Source organism: Williamsia sp. D3, assembly GCF_000506245.1.
GTDB classification, from domain to species: domain Bacteria; phylum Actinomycetota; class Actinomycetes; order Mycobacteriales; family Mycobacteriaceae; genus Williamsia; species Williamsia muralis.
In genome coordinates this window covers 73593-93054 of the sequence record NZ_AYTE01000013.1, presented here as the reverse complement: position 1 = coordinate 93054, position 19462 = coordinate 73593, and the positions used below count along the sequence as shown (strand labels likewise).

The window sequence follows — 19462 nt, the reverse complement described above, 5'->3', positions numbered from 1 at the left end:
TCGGCCCAGTACGCTGGCCTCTCGTGACCGACCCCTTGGCCCCGATACTCGAATTGCCCGGCGTGATCGAGGCAGCCGACCGAGCGCGTGATGCCCTGGCCGCTGCCCACCGGCATCCGGTGAACCTGCGCGGGTGGGAGAAGACGGCAACGGAGGCGTCGTGGCGGGCCGGACGGTCGTCCGCTGCCATCGACGGTGGAAGCGTCGATCTGGTGCGCGACGGCGACTTCGATGATCCCGTGCTCTCGGGTGCCATGCGGGTGGCCCAGGCGCTCGACGGCGAATCACTTCCGCAGTTCGTGTCGACCTGGACGCGTGCTCCGTTGCAGACGTTGGCGCGACTGCACGTTCTCGCCGCGAACGACCTCACCGACGATCCGCAACTGTTGGGCCGTCCCCGCGCGGACCGCGACCTCGGCCAGCGTCTGGCCTTGCTCGCCCAGCTCATCACCGGCGCGACAAGAGCACCCGCCCCCATCGTGGCGGCGGTGGTGCATGCAGAACTGCTCTCCCTCGAACCCTTCACGTACGCGAACGGGATCGTTGCACGCGCGGCGTCGCGGCTCGTCTGCACCAGCAGCGGACTCGATCCACACAACCTGGGCGTGCCCGAGGTGACGTGGTTCCAGCGCGTGCGCGAGTACCGCGACAGTTCGACCGCCTTCGGTTCCGGAGACCCCGACCGTATCCGGGAATGGGTACTGCTGTGCTGTGATGCCCTCGAAGCCGGTGCCGCAGAGGCGAAGTCGATTGCCGAAGCCGCGCGATGAGCGTCGTCGACCTACTCTGAACGCGCTGACCTGCTCCGAACGCGCTGCGGGCGGCGTACCGGTTCGCCTCTGCGTTCCGATCGCCGCCCGCTAGCACGGATCCGAGTTACCAAGCGTGCTTTGGTGGTTGTGTGGGATGACCTAGGCGTAGTGTTCCGCCGCCGCTTCGAAGCCGTTCCCACCCAAAGGAACTCACTTGAACTCGACGCCGGATCTCGCAGGCCCGCAACCTGGTGCCTCCCGCGGCGTGCTGCGCGTGGGTGCTCGGTATCCGTGCTGGGAGTGCGCGGTCAGGAGTCCGATCCTTCTCTTCCGGCCCGAACTTGGCTTTCCGCGCTTTCCGTAACTACTTTCTACACCGTGACCGCGGTCACATCAAGACCTCGGGCACATCAATTCGAGATTGACATTTCCCGTTGGGCGGAAACGTTTTTTCGTGTTTGCGGTGGGCTCAGGTGCGTCGCGCGTCAGTGGCGCTTGCGGGCGAGGATCGAATAGGTGAGGGCGCCGGCGACCACCGCGCCCAAACCGACTGCCGCCGAAGCGGTCACGGTGGGAGACGGTGTGTTGGGCAGCCGATCGCGGATCGAGATGGGCTTGGTGAACGACAACATCGGCCAGCCGAGAGCGGTGGCCTGCTTCCGCAGCGCACGGTCGGGGTTGATGACGGTGGGATGGCCGACCGCATGCAGCATCGGCAGGTCGGTGATCGAGTCCGAGTAGGCGAAGCACTGGGAGAGGTCGTAGCCGACGGACTCTGCGATCTCGTTCATCGCCGCGGCCTTCTCCTCGCCGTAACAGTAGAACTCGACCTCGCCCGCATACTTGCCGTCGATCACCTTCATCCGGCTGGCCATCGAATAGTCGGCGCCCAGCATCTCGCCGATCGGTTCGACTATCTCGGCTCCCGAGGCGGACACGATCACGACCTCGTGACCCCGGGCCTTGTGGCCGGCGATGAGGTCCGCGGCTTCGGCAAAAACCAAGGGGTTGACGATGTCGTGCAGCGTCTCGCGGACGATCGACGACACCTGATCCACGTCCCACCCCGTACACATCTCGGTGACGTGTTTGCGCATCCGCTCCACCTGATCGTGGTCGGCGGCCGACAGCAAGAACATGAATTGGGCGTACGACGACTTGAGTACCGAGCGACGGTTGATCAGCCCCTGGTCGAAGAACGGCCGAGAGAACGCCAGCGAACTCGACTTCGCGATGATGGTCTTGTCGAGGTCGAAGAAGGCGGCGATCCGCAGACCGGAAGTGGATTCCGGACCACCGTCCGCGGGCCAGGAATAAGTCACGTGTCGAGGGTACGTCGGCCGTCCATTCCGGGCGCAGATTCATCGGTTCGGACTACAGCAGAGGTCGTTAACGATGCCGGATCGATATGACGAAAAACAAATGGTTGAAGTTGCAATCAATCGGGAGTTTTTGTGTATAGTCGTCATTACCCGGACCTGATCCGGGGCTTTCAGCCCGACCCCCCGGGGCTGAACGCGACGACCCTGGCCTCCTCCCCCCTGGCCGGGGTCGTCCCCATTTCCGGGGTATGTCGGTCATCTGACCCACACGATCATTCCCCTGCATTTACCCCTCTGACCTGCTGTTCTGTGTGGCGTGTGGTGCCTGCTCGATCGGCTGACGGATCGGGTTGTCCACAGACCGTCGGCCATCCACAGATGGAGGGTTCGGGCAGGTTCTCCGGTCGGTGCCGTACCCGATGCTGAGTCCATGCCCGAATCACCCAGCGTGCTCGTCATGGTCTCGTCCGAGGTCGCCGATGACGTTGCGCGTGTCGCAGCAGCTTCCGGATATCACGTGTGGCGTGCGGCACCTGATCGTTGTCGTCGGGAGTGGTCCGAGGCCACCGCGGTGCTCGTCGACGCGACCACCGTGGACGCCACCTTGTCGGCCGGCCTTCCCCGCCGACCCGGCGTCATGGTGGTCGGGCTGACGGGCAGTGGACCGGACATGTGGCGCACGGCGCTGGCTCTCGGGGCCGAGGACGGATTCGTCCTGCCCGACGACGAGCACGCCGTCGTCTCCGCCCTCTCGCGCATCCGCACACCCACCGGCCCTTCCGGAGTTGCGGTCGCTCTGCTGGCCGGGCACGGCGGCGCCGGAGCGTCGACCTTGGCGGCGGCCGTCGGGTTGCTGGCCACCGAGCAGGGTGCCGACGCAATACTCCTGGATCTGGACGATCTGGGGGGAGGCCAGGACCTGATGCTCGGCATCGAGGACCAACGCGGCCTTCGATGGCAGGAATTGACCCTGGAAAGCGGCCAGGTGGCAGCCGACTCACTCCATGCCGCCCTGCCCCACGCGCGCGGCGGCCTGGCCGTCCTGACCAGCCGCCGAGGATCCGCGCAGCGTGTGCGTCCCGAGACGGCGCTCGCCGCGATCGACGCCTGCCGTACACACGGCGATGTGGTGGTCGCCGACCTGCCCCGGCGAGATGACGAGCTGGCGGCGGCCGTGGTGGAGGCGGCCGACGTCGTTGTGGTCGTCTGCTCGGCGACCATCCGGTCGTGCGCGGCCACCCGGGAGGTGGCGCGACGGATGGGCTCACGCAGCGGGCGACTGGAAGTGGTGGTCCGTGGCCCTGCCCCGGGAGGTCTGCGGGCCCGGCAGGTGGCCGAGGTGATCGGTCTCCCGTTGCTCGCCGCGACGCGGTCGGACCCGAAAGTCCCTTGGCAGCTCGAGTCCGGCGGACTTGTACTCGGTCGGCGATCACCGCTGCGGCGGACCGCGGAAGCCGTCCTCCAGCGTGGCGTCGACTCACGTCGGGGGCGGAGATGACCACTCGGACCGATGCAGCCGGCACCACTCGAGCGGCTCTGCTGACCCGTGTCCGGGAACGGCTGGCCGCGACCTCACAAGACCCGACCCCCGAGGTGATGGCCGCGGTGGTCCGGGAAGAAGCCGGTGGGGTCCTCGGCGACACCGATCTCCTTGACGCCCTGCGGTTCCTGCAAACCGAATTGGTGGGCGCCGGAAGGCTCGAGACCTTGCTGGCAGGACCGACGGTCAACGACATCCTGGTGGTCGGCCCGAAACAGGTGTGGGTCGACCAGGGCCACGGGCTGCAGCCGTCGACGATCGAGTTCGAGGACGACGATGCCGTCCGGCGACTGGCCATGCGGCTGGCGCTCGCCGCGGGCAAACGCCTCGACGACGCGCAGCCTTGGGTGGACGGGCAACTCACCGATGTCGGCAGGCGGGGTTACAACGTGCGCCTGCACGCGGTCATCCCGCCCATCGCCGTCGACGGCACGTGTCTGTCGCTGCGAGTTCTCCGGCCGGCCACGCAGAACCTCGACGCGTTGGTCGCGGCGGGTGCGATCGCCGCGGAGGCGGCGACTCTTCTGGAGGCGATCATCGACGCCCGACTGGCCTTCCTGGTTGTCGGGGGGACCGGTGCGGGAAAGACAACCCTGCTGTCGGCTCTGCTCGGCCGAGTTGATCCGGCCGAGCGCATTCTGTGCGTCGAGGACGCGGTCGAACTCGCCCCGCGCCATCCTCATGTGGTGCGGCTGGTGGCCCGTACGCCCAATGTCGAAGGTGCGGGGGAGGTTCCGGTACGCGCGCTGGTTCGCCAGGCGTTGCGCATGCGCCCCGATCGCATTGTTGTCGGCGAGGTCCGCGGCGCCGAGGTGGTCGACCTCCTCACAGCGATGAACACAGGACACGACGGTGGCGCGGGAACACTGCACGCGAACTCCACTGCGGAGGTACCCGCGCGGATGGAGGCGCTTGCCGCGCTCGGTGGCATGGACCGACCGGCGTTACACAGTCAGCTGGCAGCAGCCATCTCCGTCGTGATCGGCGTCTTCCGCGACGCCTCGGGTGCCCGGGGCGTTGCCGAGATCGGCATGGTCCGCCGCGGCGACGACGGCCTCGTGAAGATCGAGTCGGTCTGGGATCGAGATGACGGATTCGCAGAAGCGGCAACGGATCTCGCCGATCTCCTGAACTCGAGGCTGCACCGGTGAGCGCCGTCGTCGCGGCTTTTGCGGTCGCTCTGCTGATGTGGCCTCGTACCCCGCAGCATCTGCGCGCAACCGAGCTGGCCGGGTCAGCCCGCCCTCCCCGTCGAAGAATCGGGGATCCTGCAGCGTGTTTCACCGGTGCGGCACCGGTGGTGGCATTGGCGGTATTCGGCCCGGCAGCCGCACTCGCAGCCGGCATGGCCTCGGCGATGACGTACCTGGCGGTGGTGGTGCGACGACGGGAGAGCGACGCGGCAGCCGAGATGGCCCGGCTGCTGGCAGCGCTCGAGGTCATGATCGCCGAGCTTCGGGTCGGTGCCCACCCCGCTCATGCGTGCCGGCAGGCCGCGCAGGACTGTGTCGATCGTGCGGCGACCTTCGAGATGTTGCAGATGATGGCCGGTCGGGCCGCTCTCGGGGGTGATGTCGCCGATGGCATCGAGCAGGTTGAAAGCAATCAGCGCGAGTCGTGGCGCAGGGTCGCGGTGGCGTGGCGCACGGCGGAGCAGTACGGATTGCCGATGGCCGAACTCCTGACGTCCGTGCGGTCGGACCTCATGGCTCGCAACCGGTTTCGTGAGCGAACCAGAGCGGCGCTGGCCGGTGCGAAGGCCACCGCACTGGTGCTCGCGTTGTTGCCCGTCCTCGGGATCGTGTTGGGGCAGGCCATCGGGGCGGCTCCGCTGTCGGTGCTGCTCGGTGGTGGCCTCGGCGGCGTGCTGCTGGTGGTCGGGGTGGCTCTGGTGTGTTGCGGCCTGCTGTGGTCGCGCAGGATCGTGGGCAAGGTGACCGCCCTGTGACCCCGTGGGTGATCGCCGCCGTGGCCGGGGCGGGTGGAATGTGGCTGATACCAGGTCCGGTCTGGCGCACCTATCGGGTTGTCGGTCCGCCTGCTCGCACACCCCGTGATCGGGAGCCGCGATGGCTGGGAAAGAAGAAGGGCGGCGATGAACCCTTCGCCGCGGCGGCGAGCTATGAACTGTTCGCGGTGTGCCTGCGGTCGGGACTCCCGGTTGGTACGGCGGCCCGCGTGGTGGCGGACTCGGCGCCACCGGCCCTTGGGAGAACCCTTGCCGAGGCCGCCGACCTCCTCTCGCTGGGCGCGGACCCGTTGCGTGCGTGGGCCGTTCCCGACGACGCCGATCCGGCCGCCCAGGCTCTGGCTGCCATGGCGAGGCGTTCGGCGCGTGCCGGATCGTCACCGGTACGTGGCCTCGGGGAGTTGGCCGACGGTCAGCGGGCCGAAGCGCAAGACCGTGCGGCCGCGGCAGCCGAGCGCGCCGGTGTCGCTATCAGCGGTCCGCTGGGTCTGTGTTTTCTGCCGGCCTTTGTCTGTTTGGGCATCGTGCCGGTGGTCATCGGATTGGCCGGGCCGGTGTTCGGCGGGGGATTGCTGTGAAGACTTGCCGCGGAATCACCGCGGCACGAAAAAGGGGGAGAAACCATGATGAACAAAATCTTTCGAGAAGCGCAGGCACGCGCGGCGCTGCTGATGACAGACGAGGACGGGATGTCGACCGCCGAGTATGCGATCGGGACGATCGCTGCCGCGGCGTTTGGGGCCATTTTGTACACCGTTGTCACCGGCGACAACATCGTGTCGGCGTTGACGGGGATCATCGACAAGGCCTTGCAGACGTCGGTCGGATGATTCGTCGTGGCCGGGCTCGTCTGGCGTCTGACGAGCGGGGGATGGTGACGGTGGAGGCGGCGATTGCGATCGCCTCGATTGTTGCTGCGGTGGTGATGGGGGTGGTGGGGATTGTTGCGGTGGCGGCTCACGTGCGGTGTATCGATGCCGCACGTGAGGCGGCGCGGATTGCGGCGCAGGGTGATTCGGGTCGGGCCGAAGAGGTTGCCGCGCAGGTCGGTCCACGGGGTGCGCAGGTGCAGATTCGGACTGAGGGTGATGTGGTGGTGGCGCGGGTGAGTGCGTCTGTGCCGCTGTTCCCGATGCTCGATGTGGGTGCTGATGCGGTCGCAGCGGTGGAGCCGGAGGGTGCGGCCCCGTGAGGGTTGTTGCCGATGAGCGCGGGTCGGCGACGGTGGTGGGGGCGTGTGTGGTGGCGGCGCTCGCGGGATTGGTGGTGTTGGTTGTGTATGTGGGGGCGGCTGTTTCGGCCCGGCATCAGGCGCAATCGGCTGCTGATCTCGGCGCGCTCGCCGCGGCGCAGGCGTTGGTGCTCGGTGGTGCCGAGCCGTGTGGCCGGGCTGAGGTGATCACTCGTCGGATGTCGGCGGGTGTCGTGTCGTGCACGGTCGACGGCAGTGATGTGGTGCTGACGGTGACCGTGGGCGTGAAGGTGGGTGTCTTCGGACAGCGGCAGGCCCGCGCGGTTGCCCGCGCGGGCCCGGCCGAGTAGGGGTGGCTACTTGCGTTTGACGATGCCCGCGATCCCGGCGATCACCAGACCGATACCCGCGATGAGGGTGAGCCACAGGCCGAAACCGACTTCGAGGAGGGGGCTGTAGTCGCTGATGTCGGCGATGTCGATCGCGAGGTGAGCACGATCAATAGACCGGTGATCAGAGCGATGATGCCTGCGACCAGGTGCAGCGGTGATCGCTTGGCGATCAGCGCGGAGACCGCGCCGAAGATGGCCGCGACCAGTCCCAGGACCAGTGTGATCATCCCGTCTTTGACGCCGTAGTCGGAGTCGCCGAGGCCATTGACCTCCACGATGCCGGTGACCCAGGGCAAGAACGCCGCGATCACGGTCAGCAGGCCGAGCGCCGCGATCACCCCGCCGATGATCTTGACCGCTTTCGACAGCGTGGTCGGTCCGGTGGCCGCCGCGTCGTAGGGTCCCGCGCCGTAAGGGCTACCGCCATAGGGGTTCTGGCCGGCTTGGTACGGGCTCTGCCCAGCCTGCGAGTATTGCGGTTGCTGCCCGTACTGCTGAGCGTTCTGGGGTTGAGCATTCGAGGGCTGCTGGCCATACTGCTGCGCACTCGAGGGCTGTTGGCCGTACTGCTGGCCGTACTGCGGTTGCTGACCCTGCGGCTGACTGTATTGCGGTTGTCCATACTGCGGCTGCTGCCCGTACTGGCCCTGGGAGTGGCCGCCCGGCTGACCACCCTGCTGGCCGCCCGGCTGCGAATACCCCTGCGGCGGACCACTGGGCGGTGGTGTGGACGTCGGACTGAACCGCGTCTGTTCGTACGGGTCGGGCTGCCCGGGGCTCTGAGACATCGTCAATCCTTCTGCCGAATCCTTCAACGAGTTTGGATATCCAACGGTAAGCCCAAACAAGGCCGTAAAGAACCCGAATCCTTGTCTCATCCCCGCAAATCAAAGCTATTTCAGTCAGATGGTCGACACAATCTGGCGCGGGAGCCGCGCGGCTCCGCGACACCGACAACGCGAAACCCGAAACATGGCCTCAGCTGCCCGGCAACTCCCGCAGGATCAGGTCGAGAACACGAACGGCAGCCGCCTTGTCGAGCGGGTCATTGCCGTTACCGCACTTGGGTGACTGGACACACGAGGGGCAGCCCGCCTCGCAACCGCAGTCCGACACCGCATCCCGGGTCGCTTTGATCCAGATCCCGAACGCCTCGTGTCCGCGGTCGGCGAACCCGGCGCCGCCGGGATACCCGTCGTAGACGAACACGGTGGGTAACCCCGTGTCGGGGTGCAGGTTGGTCGACAGCCCGCCGATGTCCCATCGATCGCAGGTGGCCACCAGTGGGAGAAGGCCGATCGCTGCATGCTCGGCGGCGTGTAACGCACCGGGGAAGTCCACCTCGGCGATCCCGATCGCCTCGAGTGCCTCGGGCTCGATCGTGTACATCACCGCCCGCGTCGACAGCGTCTGCGGCGGCATGTCCAACTCCACCGAGTCCAGGACCTCACCGGTGAGCAACTTACGGAGGTAACCGACCACCTGATGGGTGACGTCGACACGGACAAGGGAGACCTTCAACGGCCCGTGCCGCTGTTCCTGCATCACCTCGGTGATCTCCACGACTGTCGTCTCGCGGGCGCTGGTGGTCCAGTCCGGTTCTTCTGGGTGGACCAGAGCCAGCCCGTCCTCGAGGTCGAGTTCGTCGACGACGTAGCTCTCACCCTGATGGATGTGGACGGCGCCAGGGTGGACGGTGGACATGGCCCGGCCGGTGTCCACGGTGCCCAGCAGTTGGGCGCTGGTCTCGTCGACGATCATCACCTGGCCGCCGATACCGCCCCGGATATCCACGGCGCCATGAGGATCTACACCCGCCGCGACGTACCAGCCGGCCTTCCGGCGACGGATGAGCCCCTGCCGGGCGAGGTCCTCGAGCAGCTCCCGTGCGCCGAATGCGTCCACCTCCGTCTCCTTCAGCGGCATCTCCGCTGCCGCGCAGAGCAATTGAGGACCGAGTACATATGGGTTGGTGGGGTCGGTGACCGTTGCCTCGACGGGCTTGTCCAGCAACGCTTCCGGATGGTTCACCAGATAGGTGTCGAGGGGGTCGTCGCGGGCGACGAGCACCACCAGTGAACCCTCACCGCGGCGACCGGCGCGGCCGGCCTGCTGCCAGAACGACGCGACAGTGCCCGGAAAACCCGCCACCACAATGGCATCGAGACCACTGATGTCGACGCCGAGCTCCAGCGCGTTGGTGGTCGCGACCCCCAGCAGTCGACCGTCGGCGAGGTCGCGCTCGAGCACTCTGCGGTCGTCGGCGAGGTAACCGGCGCGGTACGCGGCCACCCGCGACGACAACTCCGAGTCGACCTCGTCGAGAATGCGTTTGGCCGAGAGAGCGGCCAGCTCCACTCCTCGGCGGCTGCGTACAAAACAGAGCGTCCGCGCGCCTTCGAGTACCAGGTCGGCGAGTATTCGGGCGGCTTCGGCGCCGGCCTGCTTACGCACCGGCGCACCGTTCTCACCGGTCATCTCGGGTACGAAACCGGGTTCCCACAAGGCGACGGTGCGAGCACCGTGAGGCGACCCGTCTTCGGTGATCTCCTCGCAGGGGGCGCCGACGAGTCTGCTCAGAGCCGCGCCCGGCGTTCCCGAGGTGGCGCTGGCCCCGATCACCACCGGATCGGCTCCGACCGCGCGTGCCAGTCGCAGCAGACGCCGCAACACCAGAGCGGTGTGTGACCCGAATACGCCGCGGTAGTGGTGACATTCGTCGACGACGATGAATTGCAGACCGCGCAGGAAATGTCGCCATCGCCCGTGGGAGCCGAGTATCCCGATGTGCAGCATGTCGGGGTTGGTGAAGATCCACCTTGAATGTTCGCGTGCCCATTGCCGGACCGCGGGTTCGGTGTCTCCGTCGTACGCGCAGGGCTGTAGGTGCAGGAACTCCTTGCGCCCAGCCAAGAGCGAGCTGACGGAGCGGAGCTGGTCTGCACCGAGCGCTTTGGTGGGCGCGAGGTAGAGCGCGGTGGCCCGCGGGTCGGCGAGCATCCTGCTCAAGATGGGTACCTGATAGGCGAGCGATTTACCGGACGCGGTACCCGTGGAAAGCACCACATGTCGACCGGCCCAGGCGTGTTCGGCGGCCGCCACCTGGTGCGACCACGGCCTGCGAACACCCGCCTCCTCAAGCGCATCCCTAACCGGACCGGCGACCCAGTTCGGCCACTCGGCGAAAGATGCTGTCCGGCTGGGAATTACCGACTTGTGAGTGAGTGGCGATTCATCAGGGGAGATTCCGGCCAATGTCCGCGCCAGTAACGCGGAGCCGAAATCATCGCTACTCATAAAGCCAGTTCACCACGTCGTAATCGTACCGATTGCTGCCGACAATCACGGTTGTGGCCACGTTTGGAATCAGAATGAACTCTCGACTGTTGTGCACGCCCGGAACATGATTGACTGATCTCGGTCGCAGCTTCTGGGGGGCGGTTCAAGCATTTGGCCGATCTCTCGGGATCGTGTTGCGAGCGTGGTACTGAAGGTTGGTGCGCGGGTTCGTCCCGCGAGCGGCGCCAGTAGGTATGGCGGTCGGAACCGGCCCGGCGGGGTAACTCCCCGCCGCACCCGGGTGAAGAAAAGGAATGCAAGATGGCACAGGGGACTGTGAAGTGGTTCAACGCGGAGAAGGGCTTCGGCTTCATCGCGCCTGATGATGGACCGGACGACGTGTTTGTCCACTACTCGGAGATCCAGGGGAACGGATTCCGCACCCTCGAGGAGAACCAGCGGGTCGAGTTCGAGGTCGGTCAGGGCACCAAGGGCCCACAGGCCACCGGCGTTCGCGCGCTGTAGGTCACTCCCCGAGGACCTTCGCACCACGCGAGGAACCTCCGTTTGATTCGGGCATTTCTTTCGGTGCTCGACGATCTCACCCCCGGTCGCCGCATTCCGGTGTCCGGGGGTGAGCCGTTTTCCGGCCCGCATACCGTACGGTTTCATCGTGGGTCAGCTGTCCATGTTCTCCGCGGAGACCGACGAACCGTCTGTGGACGATCTCGCCGGTCTGTTGGCGTCGGCCGGACAGACCACGATCGGATCTCGCGGCGCACGCGTCTCGGTGGTCGTGGCCGACGACTGGCGGGCCCAAGCACTGGCAGACGAGATGGAACGGTGCGGACTGACTCCCGAGGTCTCGGTGTCGTCAGAGGGTTCGCCGCTCGTGGGTACCGCCACCACCTGGGCTCTCGAGCCGCTCCATCGCGCCTGGACAAAAGGCGCGATCAAGACGATGCCCGCAACGTGGGTGCCGAGCCCCCGAGCGTTGCGACTGTGGGTGATCGCTGCCGGGCAGCGCGACGTCGACCGCTACCTGTTGGGACTCGACCCACACACCCCTGAGTCCCATGGGGCTCTGGCCACCGCTGTGATGCGCGCAGGGGTGGCGCCGACGCTGGTGGGCACGCGGGGCGCCGCCCCCGCCCTGCGGATCGCGGGCAAACGCCGCTTGACGCGTCTGATCGAATCAGTGGGTGAGGCTCCGGACATCCCCGGGGCGGCCGCATGCTGGCCATTCATTTGACGAGCGCGTCGATCGATCGCTGAACTGCGACGACACCCTGTCCGAGGGGGGTCCGAACACCGGGCCCCGACCGGTTTCGCGGGTGGCAGATCAGGTAGAGGTGTGTCAGTAGCGCTATACATAAGGTACAAACGGGCCAGAAGGCCCAGGGAAAGGTGCAGGCAAAGACGGTGGCGGATTCAGGTACAACAGCCCGCGGGACTGGCGGTGTCGTGCGCCGGCTCGTGATCGTCGAGTCTCCGACCAAGGCCCGCAAGATCTCCTCTTATCTCGGCAACAACTACGTGGTGGAGTCGTCCCGCGGACACATCCGGGACCTCCCACGCGGCGCCGCGGACGTGCCCGCCAAGTACAAGGGTCAGCCCTGGGCGCGACTCGGTGTCGACGTCGAGCACGACTTCGAGCCCCTCTACGTGGTCTCGCCGGACAAGAAGTCCACCGTCACCGAGCTTAAGTCGCTGCTCAAGGACGTCGACGAGCTCTATCTCGCAACAGACGGTGACCGGGAGGGTGAGGCCATCGCCTGGCACCTCTTGGAGACCCTCAAGCCCAAGGTCCCGGTCAAGCGGATGGTCTTCCACGAGATCACCGAATCGGCCATCAGGGCTGCCGCCGAGAACCCCCGTGACCTCGACGAAGACCTGGTCGACGCCCAGGAGACCCGACGCATTCTCGACCGCCTGTACGGCTACGAGGTGTCGCCGGTGCTGTGGAAGAAGGTCATGCCGAAGCTCTCGGCAGGCCGTGTGCAGTCGGTGGCCACTCGCATCATCGTCGAGCGCGAACGCGAGCGGATGGCGTTCCGGTCGGCTACGTACTGGGACATCGCCGCCACGCTCGACGCCGGCGCGGAAGCGACACCCCGCAGCTTCGGCGCCAGGCTCGTCAGTGTCGATGGCGACCGCGTGGCCAGTGGCCGCGACTTCGACTCGGCCGGCGCGCTGAAGAAGGCCGACGGGGTAACGGTGCTCGACGAGTCGCGCGCCGTGTCGCTCGCGTCAGGGCTCCAAGGCGCCGCGATGACGGTCTCGTCGGTGGAGGAGAAGCCCTACACGCGCCGCCCGTACGCACCGTTCATGACGTCGACCCTGCAGCAGGAGGCCGGCCGCAAACTCCGGTTCACCTCCGACCGCACCATGCGGGTGGCACAACGGCTGTACGAGAACGGCTACATCACCTACATGCGTACCGACTCGACCACGCTGTCCGAGTCGGCCATCACAGCCGCCCGTAACCAGGCCCGTGATCTCTATGGGGCCAACTTCGTCCATCCGACGCCGCGGCAGTACACCCGCAAGGTGAAGAACGCGCAGGAGGCGCACGAGGCCATCCGGCCGGCGGGCGAGTCCTTCCGGACGCCGGGTCAGGTCGCCTCGGCACTGCAAACCGACGAGTTCCGGTTGTACGAGCTGATCTGGCAGCGCACGGTCGCTTCGCAGATGGCCGACGCACGCGGCACCACGATGAGTCTGCGGATCAGTGGTAAGGCTCAAACGGGGGAGACCTGTACCTTCGCTGCGTCCGGTCGCACCATCACCTTCCCGGGCTTCTTGTCGGCCTATGTGGAGACGGTGGACGAGCAGGCCGGCGGCACCGCGGACGACGCGGAGAGTCGCCTGCCGAATCTCGTCGAAGGTCAGTCGCTGACCGCAACCGAGCTGCGTCCCGACGGGCACACCACCAACCCACCCGCCCGATACACCGAAGCCTCTTTGGTGAAGACGTTGGAGGAGTTGGGGATCGGACGTCCGTCGACGTACGCATCGATCATCGGCACCATCCAGGACCGCGGGTACGTGCACAAGAAGGGTTCGGCCCTCGTGCCGTCCTGGATCGCGTTCGCGGTGGTCGGACTGCTCGAGGCGTACTTCAAACGCCTTGTCGACTACGACTTCACGGCCACCCTCGAAGACGACCTCGACCAGATCGCGCAGGGCGCAGAGAATCGCACCGCCTGGCTGACCCGTTTCTACTACGGGCAAGAGGGCGCAGAAGGGCAGGCGGGTACCGGGCTCAAGAAGCTCGTCGGTGTGAACCTCGAAGAGATCGATGCCCGTGAGGTCAACTCGATCCGGTTGTTCGACGACGAACAGGGTCGCCCGGTGTACGTGCGGGTCGGTCGGTTCGGTCCGTATCTCGAGCGCACGGTCACCCCTGAAGGTGGTGGCGAGCCGGAGTCGCAGCGCGCCAACCTGCCCGACGACATCACGCCCGACGAGCTCACGCTGGAATTGGCCGAAAAGCTTTTCAGCACACCGCAAGAAGGTCGCACCCTGGGTGTCGATCCTCTGACCGGTCACGAGATCGTCGCCAAGGAAGGACGTTTCGGTCCGTACGTGACCGAGATCCTCCCGGATCCGGAAGACGAAGGCGACGACGGGAATTCGGTCCCGGCGCTGACTCCTCCGCCTGCACCCACCCCGCTCGACGACGGCGCGACCCCGCTCGACGCACCGACGGGCGGCGGCGGCACCGCAACCGCCACCAAGAAGGCGACCGCCAAGAAGACCGCGAAGAAGGCAGCCAAGAAGGCCGGCCCCAAACCGCGCACCGGATCGCTGTTCAAATCGATGGAGATCGGCTCGGTCACTCTCGATGACGCGTTGAAGTTGCTGTCGTTGCCACGGGTTGTCGGGCAGGATGCCGAAGGCCAGGAGATCACCGCACAGAACGGTCGCTATGGGCCATATCTGAAGCGCGGCACCGATTCTCGTTCGTTGACATCCGAGGACCAGATCTTCGACATCACTTTGGACGAGGCGTTGAAGATCTACTCCGAACCCAAGCGCCGCGGTCGGGCAGCAGCTGCTCCTCCGCTGCGTGAGCTGGGCAAAGACCCGGTATCCGAGCAGCCGATGGTGATCAAGGACGGCCGTTTCGGTCCGTACGTCACCGATGGCGAGACCAACGCGAGCCTGCGAAAAGACGATGACGTCGCGTCGATCACCGACGAGCGTGCGTCGGAGTTGCTGGCGGACAGGCGTGCTCGTGGCCCGGCGAAGAAGTCGGCCAAGAAGGCGTCCAAGAAGGCTCCGGCAAAGAAGACCGCTGCCAAGAAGACAACGGCGAAGAAGACCACCGCCAAGAAGACAGCTGCGAAGAAAGCTCCGGCGAAGAAGGCTGCTGCCAAGAAGAAGGCGGACTAGCACCACGATCGTCCCCGTCGACAACGGCTGAGGGTGTATGTCCCTCCGCCCCGGCTGACGGGGACGATGCTGGTGGAGCTAGACCTCGACCTCGTATTTCGGCCTCGCCAAACGTGTCTCGATGCCCCGCCCACGTAGTTCGACACCCTCGCCGATGTCCCAGTGCTCGGCTTCCTCTGACGACGCCAGGTATACGGCGCGGGCCGAACCGAGCACGCGACTCGGCTCGAATTTCGCCAGGTCGGTGAGCCGGGCCGCCTCGTTTACCGGGTCGCCGATGACGGTGTACTCGAGTCGTTGTTGCGAACCGATGTGTCCGGCGATCGCCTTACCTGCCGATACGCCGATACCCACATCGGTGTCGCCCAGTGCGGTGTCCAGTTCCTGACGCAGCGTCCGGGCCGCGGCCAGCGCGTGGCCGGCGAAGTCCTCTTGATCCAAGGGGGCGCCGAAGATCGCGAGGGCGGCGTCGCCCTGGAACTTGTTGACGAAGCCTCCGTGGCGGCCGACGACGTCGACGATCACCCGGAAGAACTCGTTGAGCAGATTGACGACGTCGCGGGGCGGCCGGTTGACGGCCAGTCGGGTAGATCCGACGATGTCGACGAACAGCACCCCGACGTAGCGTTCTTCGCCGCCGAGTTCGGTGCCGATCTCGATGGCACGGCGCGCCACGTCTTCGCCGACGTAGCGGCCGAACAGGTTGCGGAGCTGTTGGCGCTCACGCACATCGGCCACCATCTCGTTGAATCCCGCTTGCAGGAGACCGAGGTCGCTGCCGTCGTAGATGCGCACGGAGGTGTCGAGGTTTCCTTCACGCACCTCGGCCTGGGCGAACCGGAGCTGCTTGATGGGGTCGGCGATGGCGGACACCACGCGCACGAGACCGATCGAACCGAAGGCGAGTGCGGCGATGGCCATCCACAGGACCGGGCGTTGCAGACCGGCGGCGTCGGTGTAGATCACGCCGATCTGCTGACCGATCACCAGCGCGATGATCACGCAGAGGGGAGCGGCCACGCTGATGATCCAGAACAGGATGATGCGCTGGGTGACGCTGGGGGCCGTGGCGCTCTCGGGGTTGTTGGCCATCGCGGCAACGGTGATGGGTCGGAGGACTTTTTCCGACTGCATGTAGCCCAGCACGCAGGTGATGAGGGCGCCGACGAACGAACCGAGTGCCACGACGATGGCCGTCTTGGCCGATTGCGACAGGCTGAGCAGGGCGAAGATCGCGCCGCCGAGCAACCACAGGGCGCCATGGACCTGCACCAGCAGCACCGGCAGGCGGAGGGCGCGTCGGCGTGCGCTCTCGTTGTCGAGTCGGGATCGTCGGCGGGTCCACACAAGAACAGGGAGTGACAGCGCGATCGTGGCGTACGCACTCACCAGGCCGGCGATGAAGAGGTAGACGACGAACACCACTTGGCTCAGGCCGCTGATCTCGGACAACTGGACCGACGTCTGCTGTGGGAGGCCGAACCGGAGGAATGCGAAAGTGAACAGGGCACCGACGACATTGGCCCGGAGCATGTCCAGAGCCAGCACCGGCCACGGTGTGCGCACCAGCCAGCGCAACAGGTGCCATCCCCGTTGTAAGCGTGACTGTCTTTCCACCACGTGACCACGGTAGCTGGCTGCTTGCAAGAGTTAAACACGACAGTCGGAGGCGCCCGATAGGCTTGACCTGTGACAACTGTGTTCGATCGACTCGTCGGCCAGCACGCGGTGGTGGGTGAACTCACATCGGCGGCGGTTGCCGCAGTTCGGCTCGCCGCCTCGCGCGACCTCCAAGCGCACGGAAATGACCCGTTACCACTGCTTGCCGGGGACCCGGACTCGGGCTCGTCGGCGATGACACACGCGTGGCTGTTCACCGGTCCACCTGGTTCGGGGCGGTCTGTGGCGGCGCAGTGTTTTGCTGCCTCGCTGCAATGCGAGGTGACCGATTCGCCCGGATGTGGGCGATGTCACGCGTGCACGACTGTGATGGCGGGCACACATTCGGATGTTCGGAGGATAGTCCCGGAGGGATTGTCGATTCCGGTGAAGGACATGCGAGCCATCGTTCAGACCGCTGCGCGCCGTCCCAGTGTGGGTCGCTGGCAGGTTGTGGTGATCGAAGATGCCGACCGGCTCACCGAAGGAGCAGCCAACGCGCTGCTGAAGGCGGTAGAGGAACCGCCACCTCGCACGGTGTTCTTGCTGTGCGCCCCCAGCATCGATCCCGAGGACATCTCGGTGACGCTCCGGTCGCGCTGCCGGCACGTGGCGCTGACCATGCCGTCGGTGGCCTCGATCGCCGAGGTGCTCATCGAGTCCGACGGCATCGATCCGGAGATGGCGAAGTGGGCTGCGTCGGTGTGTGGTGGTCATGTCGGCCGGGCGCGACGGCTGGCCACTGACGACGAGGCCCGTGAGCAGCGCAAGCAGGCGCTGGCAGTCGCACGGGCAGCCACCAGGGACGCGACCGCGTACTCGGCCGCCGAGGCTCTCGTGAAGTCGGCCGACGCCGCGGCCAAGGCCATCAGCGCCAGGCTCGACGAGGCCGAGACAGAGGAGATGCGGACGGCGCTCGGGGCCGGCGGCACGGGAAAAGGTGCGGTCGGGGCCATGCGGGGTTCGGCCGGAATCCTCAAAGACCTCGAACGTCGGCAGAAGTCCCGGGAGACGCGCACCGGGCGCGACCTCCTCGACCGTGCGCTCGTGGATCTCGCGGCGCTGTTCCGGGACGCTCTGGCCGCGTCGTATGGGTCGTCGGTGACCGCGATGCACCCCGACATGTCCGAGCAGACCGTCGCGATGGCCGGCTACGCCCGCCGCGAGGAGCTGCTGGCCTGTGTCGAGGCGGTTCTGGAATGTCGGGAGTCGTTGAGTTTCAACGTCAAACCGAAGTTCGCGGTCGATTCGATGGTCGCCAAGATCGGCTTGGCCCTGCGTCACTGACCCCGATCCTGGGGGTCATCAGCAATAAATCCCCAGGTCGATGCCGGGAACAGGGGTGCGAAATCGGGATCGGGTTGAGCTGTGGACTCGCCCGGTTTGGTCGCTGTCGGCTCCGGTCGATAGACTCGTCTGCGCTGCCTTGGCAGCACGCCGCCTTAGCTCAGTCGGTAGAGCGCTTCACTCGTAATGAAAAGGTCGCGAGTTCGATTCTCGCAGGCGGCTCCACGTCAGAACCGGTACCGATCGGTGCCGGTTGGTGCATTCGGCAAACACTAGGTGGCGGTTGATTCATGGGTGTCCTCGTCTGCTTCCACGCTCATCCCGACGACGAGGTGTTCGGGACCGGCGGGATCATCCGACTCTCCGCCGATGCCGGCCACCGTGTGGTACTCGTCACGGCCACCGACGGTGCTGCGGGTGAGGTGCCTGACGGACTGCTGGTCCCTGGCGAATCGCTTGCCGAGCGCCGGCGAACCGAACTCGAGAAGTCTGCCCGCATCCTGGGCGCGCACCTCCTGGTCATGCTGGGCTACGCCGACTCCGGGATGGCCGGCACGCCGGAGAACAACAGCCCGGACGCTTTTGCCAACGTCCCCGTCGAGCAGGCGGCCGAACGTCTGGCCGCTGTGCTCAGCGAGGAGAAGGCGGATGTCATCACGCTGTACGACAGCAACGGCGGTTACGGGCACCCCGACCACATCCAGGTGCACCGCGTCGGAATGCGCGCCGCGGAAATCGCCGGCGTGCAGAACGTGTACGAGAGCGTGATCAATCGGGATCAGATGCGCGAGATGATGATGTCGAATCCGGAATGGAACAACGACGACTCGCCGATCGATTTCGAATCGTTCGGCACCCCGGAAGCTGAGATCACCACACGGGTGGACGTGGCCGCGGCCATTGCGGCCAAGCGTGCGGCGATGCAGGTGCACGAGACCCAGATCGGCGACTTCGGCCCTGTGCTGAAAATGGCGGACGAGGAATTGAGAGCTGCGTTCGGAACCGAGTGGTTCCGGCGGGTCGGCTCACAACCGGGTGGGGCGAAGGAGCTATCTCTGCCGTTGTAGTCCGGCAGAGCAGAGTGTTTTCGAGTTGACGTCAGGGCTCGAGCGGTCCGGAGGTGTCATCGGGCACCGCCCAGGTCGCCACTTCGGAACCGCCTGCGAACGACAGGGCAACGATCGTCTCGCCAGGGGGTAGCACAAACGCGACAGATCCCGTGGCCACGTCGTTCTGGGTGAGGGTTGTCGCTTCCAGCGGGTGCTCGAGTGATGTTGCGACGGTTGTCAATTGGCTCCCACCGGACGTGCGTGCAGTGAGCTCTGCGGGCTCGAGAAGTGCGGTGCCGCGCACCGATTGGACCGTGGCGTCCACGACGTGGAGCGAGCCGCCCGAACAGTCTGCTCCCTCGGCGCCCGCGCGCACGTTGTCCAGTGTGATCCTGAGTTCGGCGCCGCCGGTGTCGACCACCACGGCGTCACCCAGTTGGTGGGTCTGTGGCGCCCCGGCGATGAGCGATGCAATCGACCTGCTGTCGGCGACCGCGGGTGAACGGTTCTCCGGTGTCACTTGAATGAGTGCAAGAGTGACGGCGGTTCCGCCGCCCAGTATCAAGAGAACAAATGCATATGTGAGAACGGTTGCAATCACATTCCGTTCGTGTTGATCGTCT

Annotated in this window: 18 protein-coding genes and 1 tRNA gene; 14 read left to right on the top strand and 5 right to left on the bottom strand. The window is 66.2% G+C overall.

What is annotated here, in order from left to right; genetic code table 11:
• Positions 1-23 precede the first annotated feature (23 nt).
• Positions 24-770 carry a hypothetical protein gene (locus W823_RS38490; RefSeq protein WP_023956422.1) on the top strand — a complete coding sequence of 249 codons (747 nt, stop codon included), beginning with the start codon at positions 24-26 and terminating at the stop codon, positions 768-770.
• A 467-nt stretch (positions 771-1237) separates the two neighbouring features.
• On the opposite strand, the gene W823_RS38485 is transcribed toward W823_RS38490, so the two are convergent.
• Positions 1238-2074, bottom strand: coding sequence for an HAD family phosphatase (locus W823_RS38485; protein WP_023956421.1), 837 nt, complete (start codon positions 2072-2074; stop codon positions 1238-1240).
• A gap of 430 nt (positions 2075-2504) precedes the next feature.
• On the opposite strand from W823_RS38485, the gene ssd reads away from it, so the two are divergent.
• Genes ssd through W823_RS38450 form a run of 7 tightly spaced genes read left to right on the top strand, consistent with a single transcriptional unit; the run spans position 2505 to position 7125 of the window.
• Complete coding sequence (gene ssd, locus W823_RS38480) at positions 2505-3572, top strand: septum site-determining protein Ssd (protein ID WP_023956418.1); 1068 nt, start codon at positions 2505-2507, stop codon at positions 3570-3572.
• Positions 3569-4765 (top strand): TadA family conjugal transfer-associated ATPase, encoded by a 1197-nt coding sequence (locus W823_RS38475; RefSeq protein WP_023956416.1) that lies wholly within the window; start codon positions 3569-3571, stop codon positions 4763-4765. Before ssd ends, W823_RS38475 begins: the two co-directional genes overlap by 4 nt.
• Positions 4762-5562, top strand: a complete 801-nt coding sequence (locus W823_RS38470) for a type II secretion system F family protein (protein ID WP_023956415.1) — start codon at positions 4762-4764, stop codon at positions 5560-5562. The genes W823_RS38475 and W823_RS38470 overlap by 4 nt, the downstream gene beginning before the upstream one ends.
• On the top strand, positions 5559-6161 hold the full coding sequence (locus W823_RS38465) for a type II secretion system F family protein (protein WP_023956413.1): 603 nt from the start codon (positions 5559-5561) through the stop codon (positions 6159-6161). The genes W823_RS38470 and W823_RS38465 overlap by 4 nt, the downstream gene beginning before the upstream one ends.
• A 45-nt stretch (positions 6162-6206) precedes the next feature.
• Entirely contained in the window at positions 6207-6413 is a 207-nt protein-coding gene (locus tag W823_RS38460) for a DUF4244 domain-containing protein (protein WP_023956411.1), read from the top strand.
• 41 nt (positions 6414-6454) lie between these two features.
• The gene (locus tag W823_RS38455; RefSeq protein ID WP_081729682.1) at positions 6455-6775 is read left to right on the top strand and encodes a TadE family type IV pilus minor pilin; all 321 of its coding nucleotides are present in this window, start codon (positions 6455-6457) and stop codon (positions 6773-6775) included.
• Entirely contained in the window at positions 6772-7125 is a 354-nt protein-coding gene (locus tag W823_RS38450) for an Rv3654c family TadE-like protein (RefSeq protein WP_023956406.1), read from the top strand. Before W823_RS38455 ends, W823_RS38450 begins: the two co-directional genes overlap by 4 nt.
• Before the next feature lie 41 nt (positions 7126-7166).
• Here the strand turns inward: W823_RS38450 and W823_RS56430 are convergent, their stop codons facing one another.
• Together W823_RS56430 and W823_RS38440 are read right to left on the bottom strand one after the other, a co-directional pair.
• Positions 7167-7955: a DUF5336 domain-containing protein gene (locus W823_RS56430; protein WP_023956403.1), complete on the bottom strand. Its 789-nt coding sequence runs from the start codon at positions 7953-7955 to the stop codon at positions 7167-7169.
• Positions 7956-8145: 190 nt separating this feature from the next.
• A complete protein-coding gene (locus W823_RS38440) occupies positions 8146-10464 on the bottom strand; it encodes a DEAD/DEAH box helicase (RefSeq protein WP_023956401.1) in 2319 nt (772 codons plus the stop codon).
• Between the two features lie 303 nt (positions 10465-10767).
• On the opposite strand from W823_RS38440, the gene W823_RS38435 reads away from it, so the two are divergent.
• From W823_RS38435 to topA, 3 genes are all read left to right on the top strand, one after another.
• Positions 10768-10971, top strand: coding sequence for a cold-shock protein (locus W823_RS38435; RefSeq protein ID WP_023956397.1), 204 nt, complete (start codon positions 10768-10770; stop codon positions 10969-10971).
• Positions 10972-11119: 148 nt separating this feature from the next.
• Positions 11120-11698, top strand: coding sequence for a hypothetical protein (locus tag W823_RS38430; RefSeq protein WP_030169088.1), 579 nt, complete (start codon positions 11120-11122; stop codon positions 11696-11698).
• Positions 11699-11868: 170 nt separating this feature from the next.
• On the top strand, positions 11869-14844 hold the full coding sequence (gene topA, locus W823_RS38425; protein ID WP_031331786.1) for a type I DNA topoisomerase: 2976 nt from the start codon (positions 11869-11871) through the stop codon (positions 14842-14844).
• Positions 14845-14922: 78 nt separating this feature from the next.
• Here the strand turns inward: topA and W823_RS38420 are convergent, their stop codons facing one another.
• Entirely contained in the window at positions 14923-16464 is a 1542-nt protein-coding gene (locus W823_RS38420; protein WP_023956391.1) for an adenylate/guanylate cyclase domain-containing protein, read from the bottom strand.
• 69 nt (positions 16465-16533) lie between these two features.
• Between W823_RS38420 and W823_RS38415 the strand changes: the two genes are divergently transcribed.
• The 3 genes from W823_RS38415 to W823_RS38405 all read left to right on the top strand — a co-directional run bounded on the left by W823_RS38415 (position 16534) and on the right by W823_RS38405 (position 18857).
• Positions 16534-17790, top strand: a complete 1257-nt coding sequence (locus W823_RS38415; RefSeq protein WP_023956389.1) for a DNA polymerase III subunit delta' — start codon at positions 16534-16536, stop codon at positions 17788-17790.
• A gap of 149 nt (positions 17791-17939) precedes the next feature.
• Positions 17940-18015, top strand: a tRNA-Thr gene (locus W823_RS38410).
• A gap of 65 nt (positions 18016-18080) precedes the next feature.
• On the top strand, positions 18081-18857 hold the full coding sequence (locus tag W823_RS38405; protein ID WP_023956387.1) for a PIG-L family deacetylase: 777 nt from the start codon (positions 18081-18083) through the stop codon (positions 18855-18857).
• A gap of 31 nt (positions 18858-18888) precedes the next feature.
• Here the strand turns inward: W823_RS38405 and W823_RS38400 are convergent, their stop codons facing one another.
• Positions 18889-19359 (bottom strand): DUF1942 domain-containing protein, encoded by a 471-nt coding sequence (locus W823_RS38400; protein ID WP_152538014.1) that lies wholly within the window; start codon positions 19357-19359, stop codon positions 18889-18891.
• Positions 19360-19462: the final 103 nt, after the last annotated feature.

What these genes read in the sequence shown, in the direction of transcription:
- ssd (WP_023956418.1), top strand. Translation starts at nt 2,505, where the DNA reads ATGCCCGAATCACCCAGCGTGCTCGTCATGGTCTCGTCCGAGGTCGCC.
- W823_RS38405 (WP_023956387.1), top strand. Translation starts at nt 18,081, where the DNA reads ATGGGTGTCCTCGTCTGCTTCCACGCTCATCCCGACGACGAGGTGTTC.
- W823_RS38455 (WP_081729682.1), top strand. Translation starts at nt 6,455, where the DNA reads ATGGTGACGGTGGAGGCGGCGATTGCGATCGCCTCGATTGTTGCTGCG.
- W823_RS56430 (WP_023956403.1), bottom strand. Translation starts at nt 7,955, where the DNA reads ATGTCTCAGAGCCCCGGGCAGCCCGACCCGTACGAACAGACGCGGTTC.
- W823_RS38435 (WP_023956397.1), top strand. Translation starts at nt 10,768, where the DNA reads ATGGCACAGGGGACTGTGAAGTGGTTCAACGCGGAGAAGGGCTTCGGC.
- W823_RS38460 (WP_023956411.1), top strand. Translation starts at nt 6,207, where the DNA reads ATGATGAACAAAATCTTTCGAGAAGCGCAGGCACGCGCGGCGCTGCTG.
- W823_RS38475 (WP_023956416.1), top strand. Translation starts at nt 3,569, where the DNA reads ATGACCACTCGGACCGATGCAGCCGGCACCACTCGAGCGGCTCTGCTG.
- W823_RS38440 (WP_023956401.1), bottom strand. Translation starts at nt 10,464, where the DNA reads ATGAGTAGCGATGATTTCGGCTCCGCGTTACTGGCGCGGACATTGGCC.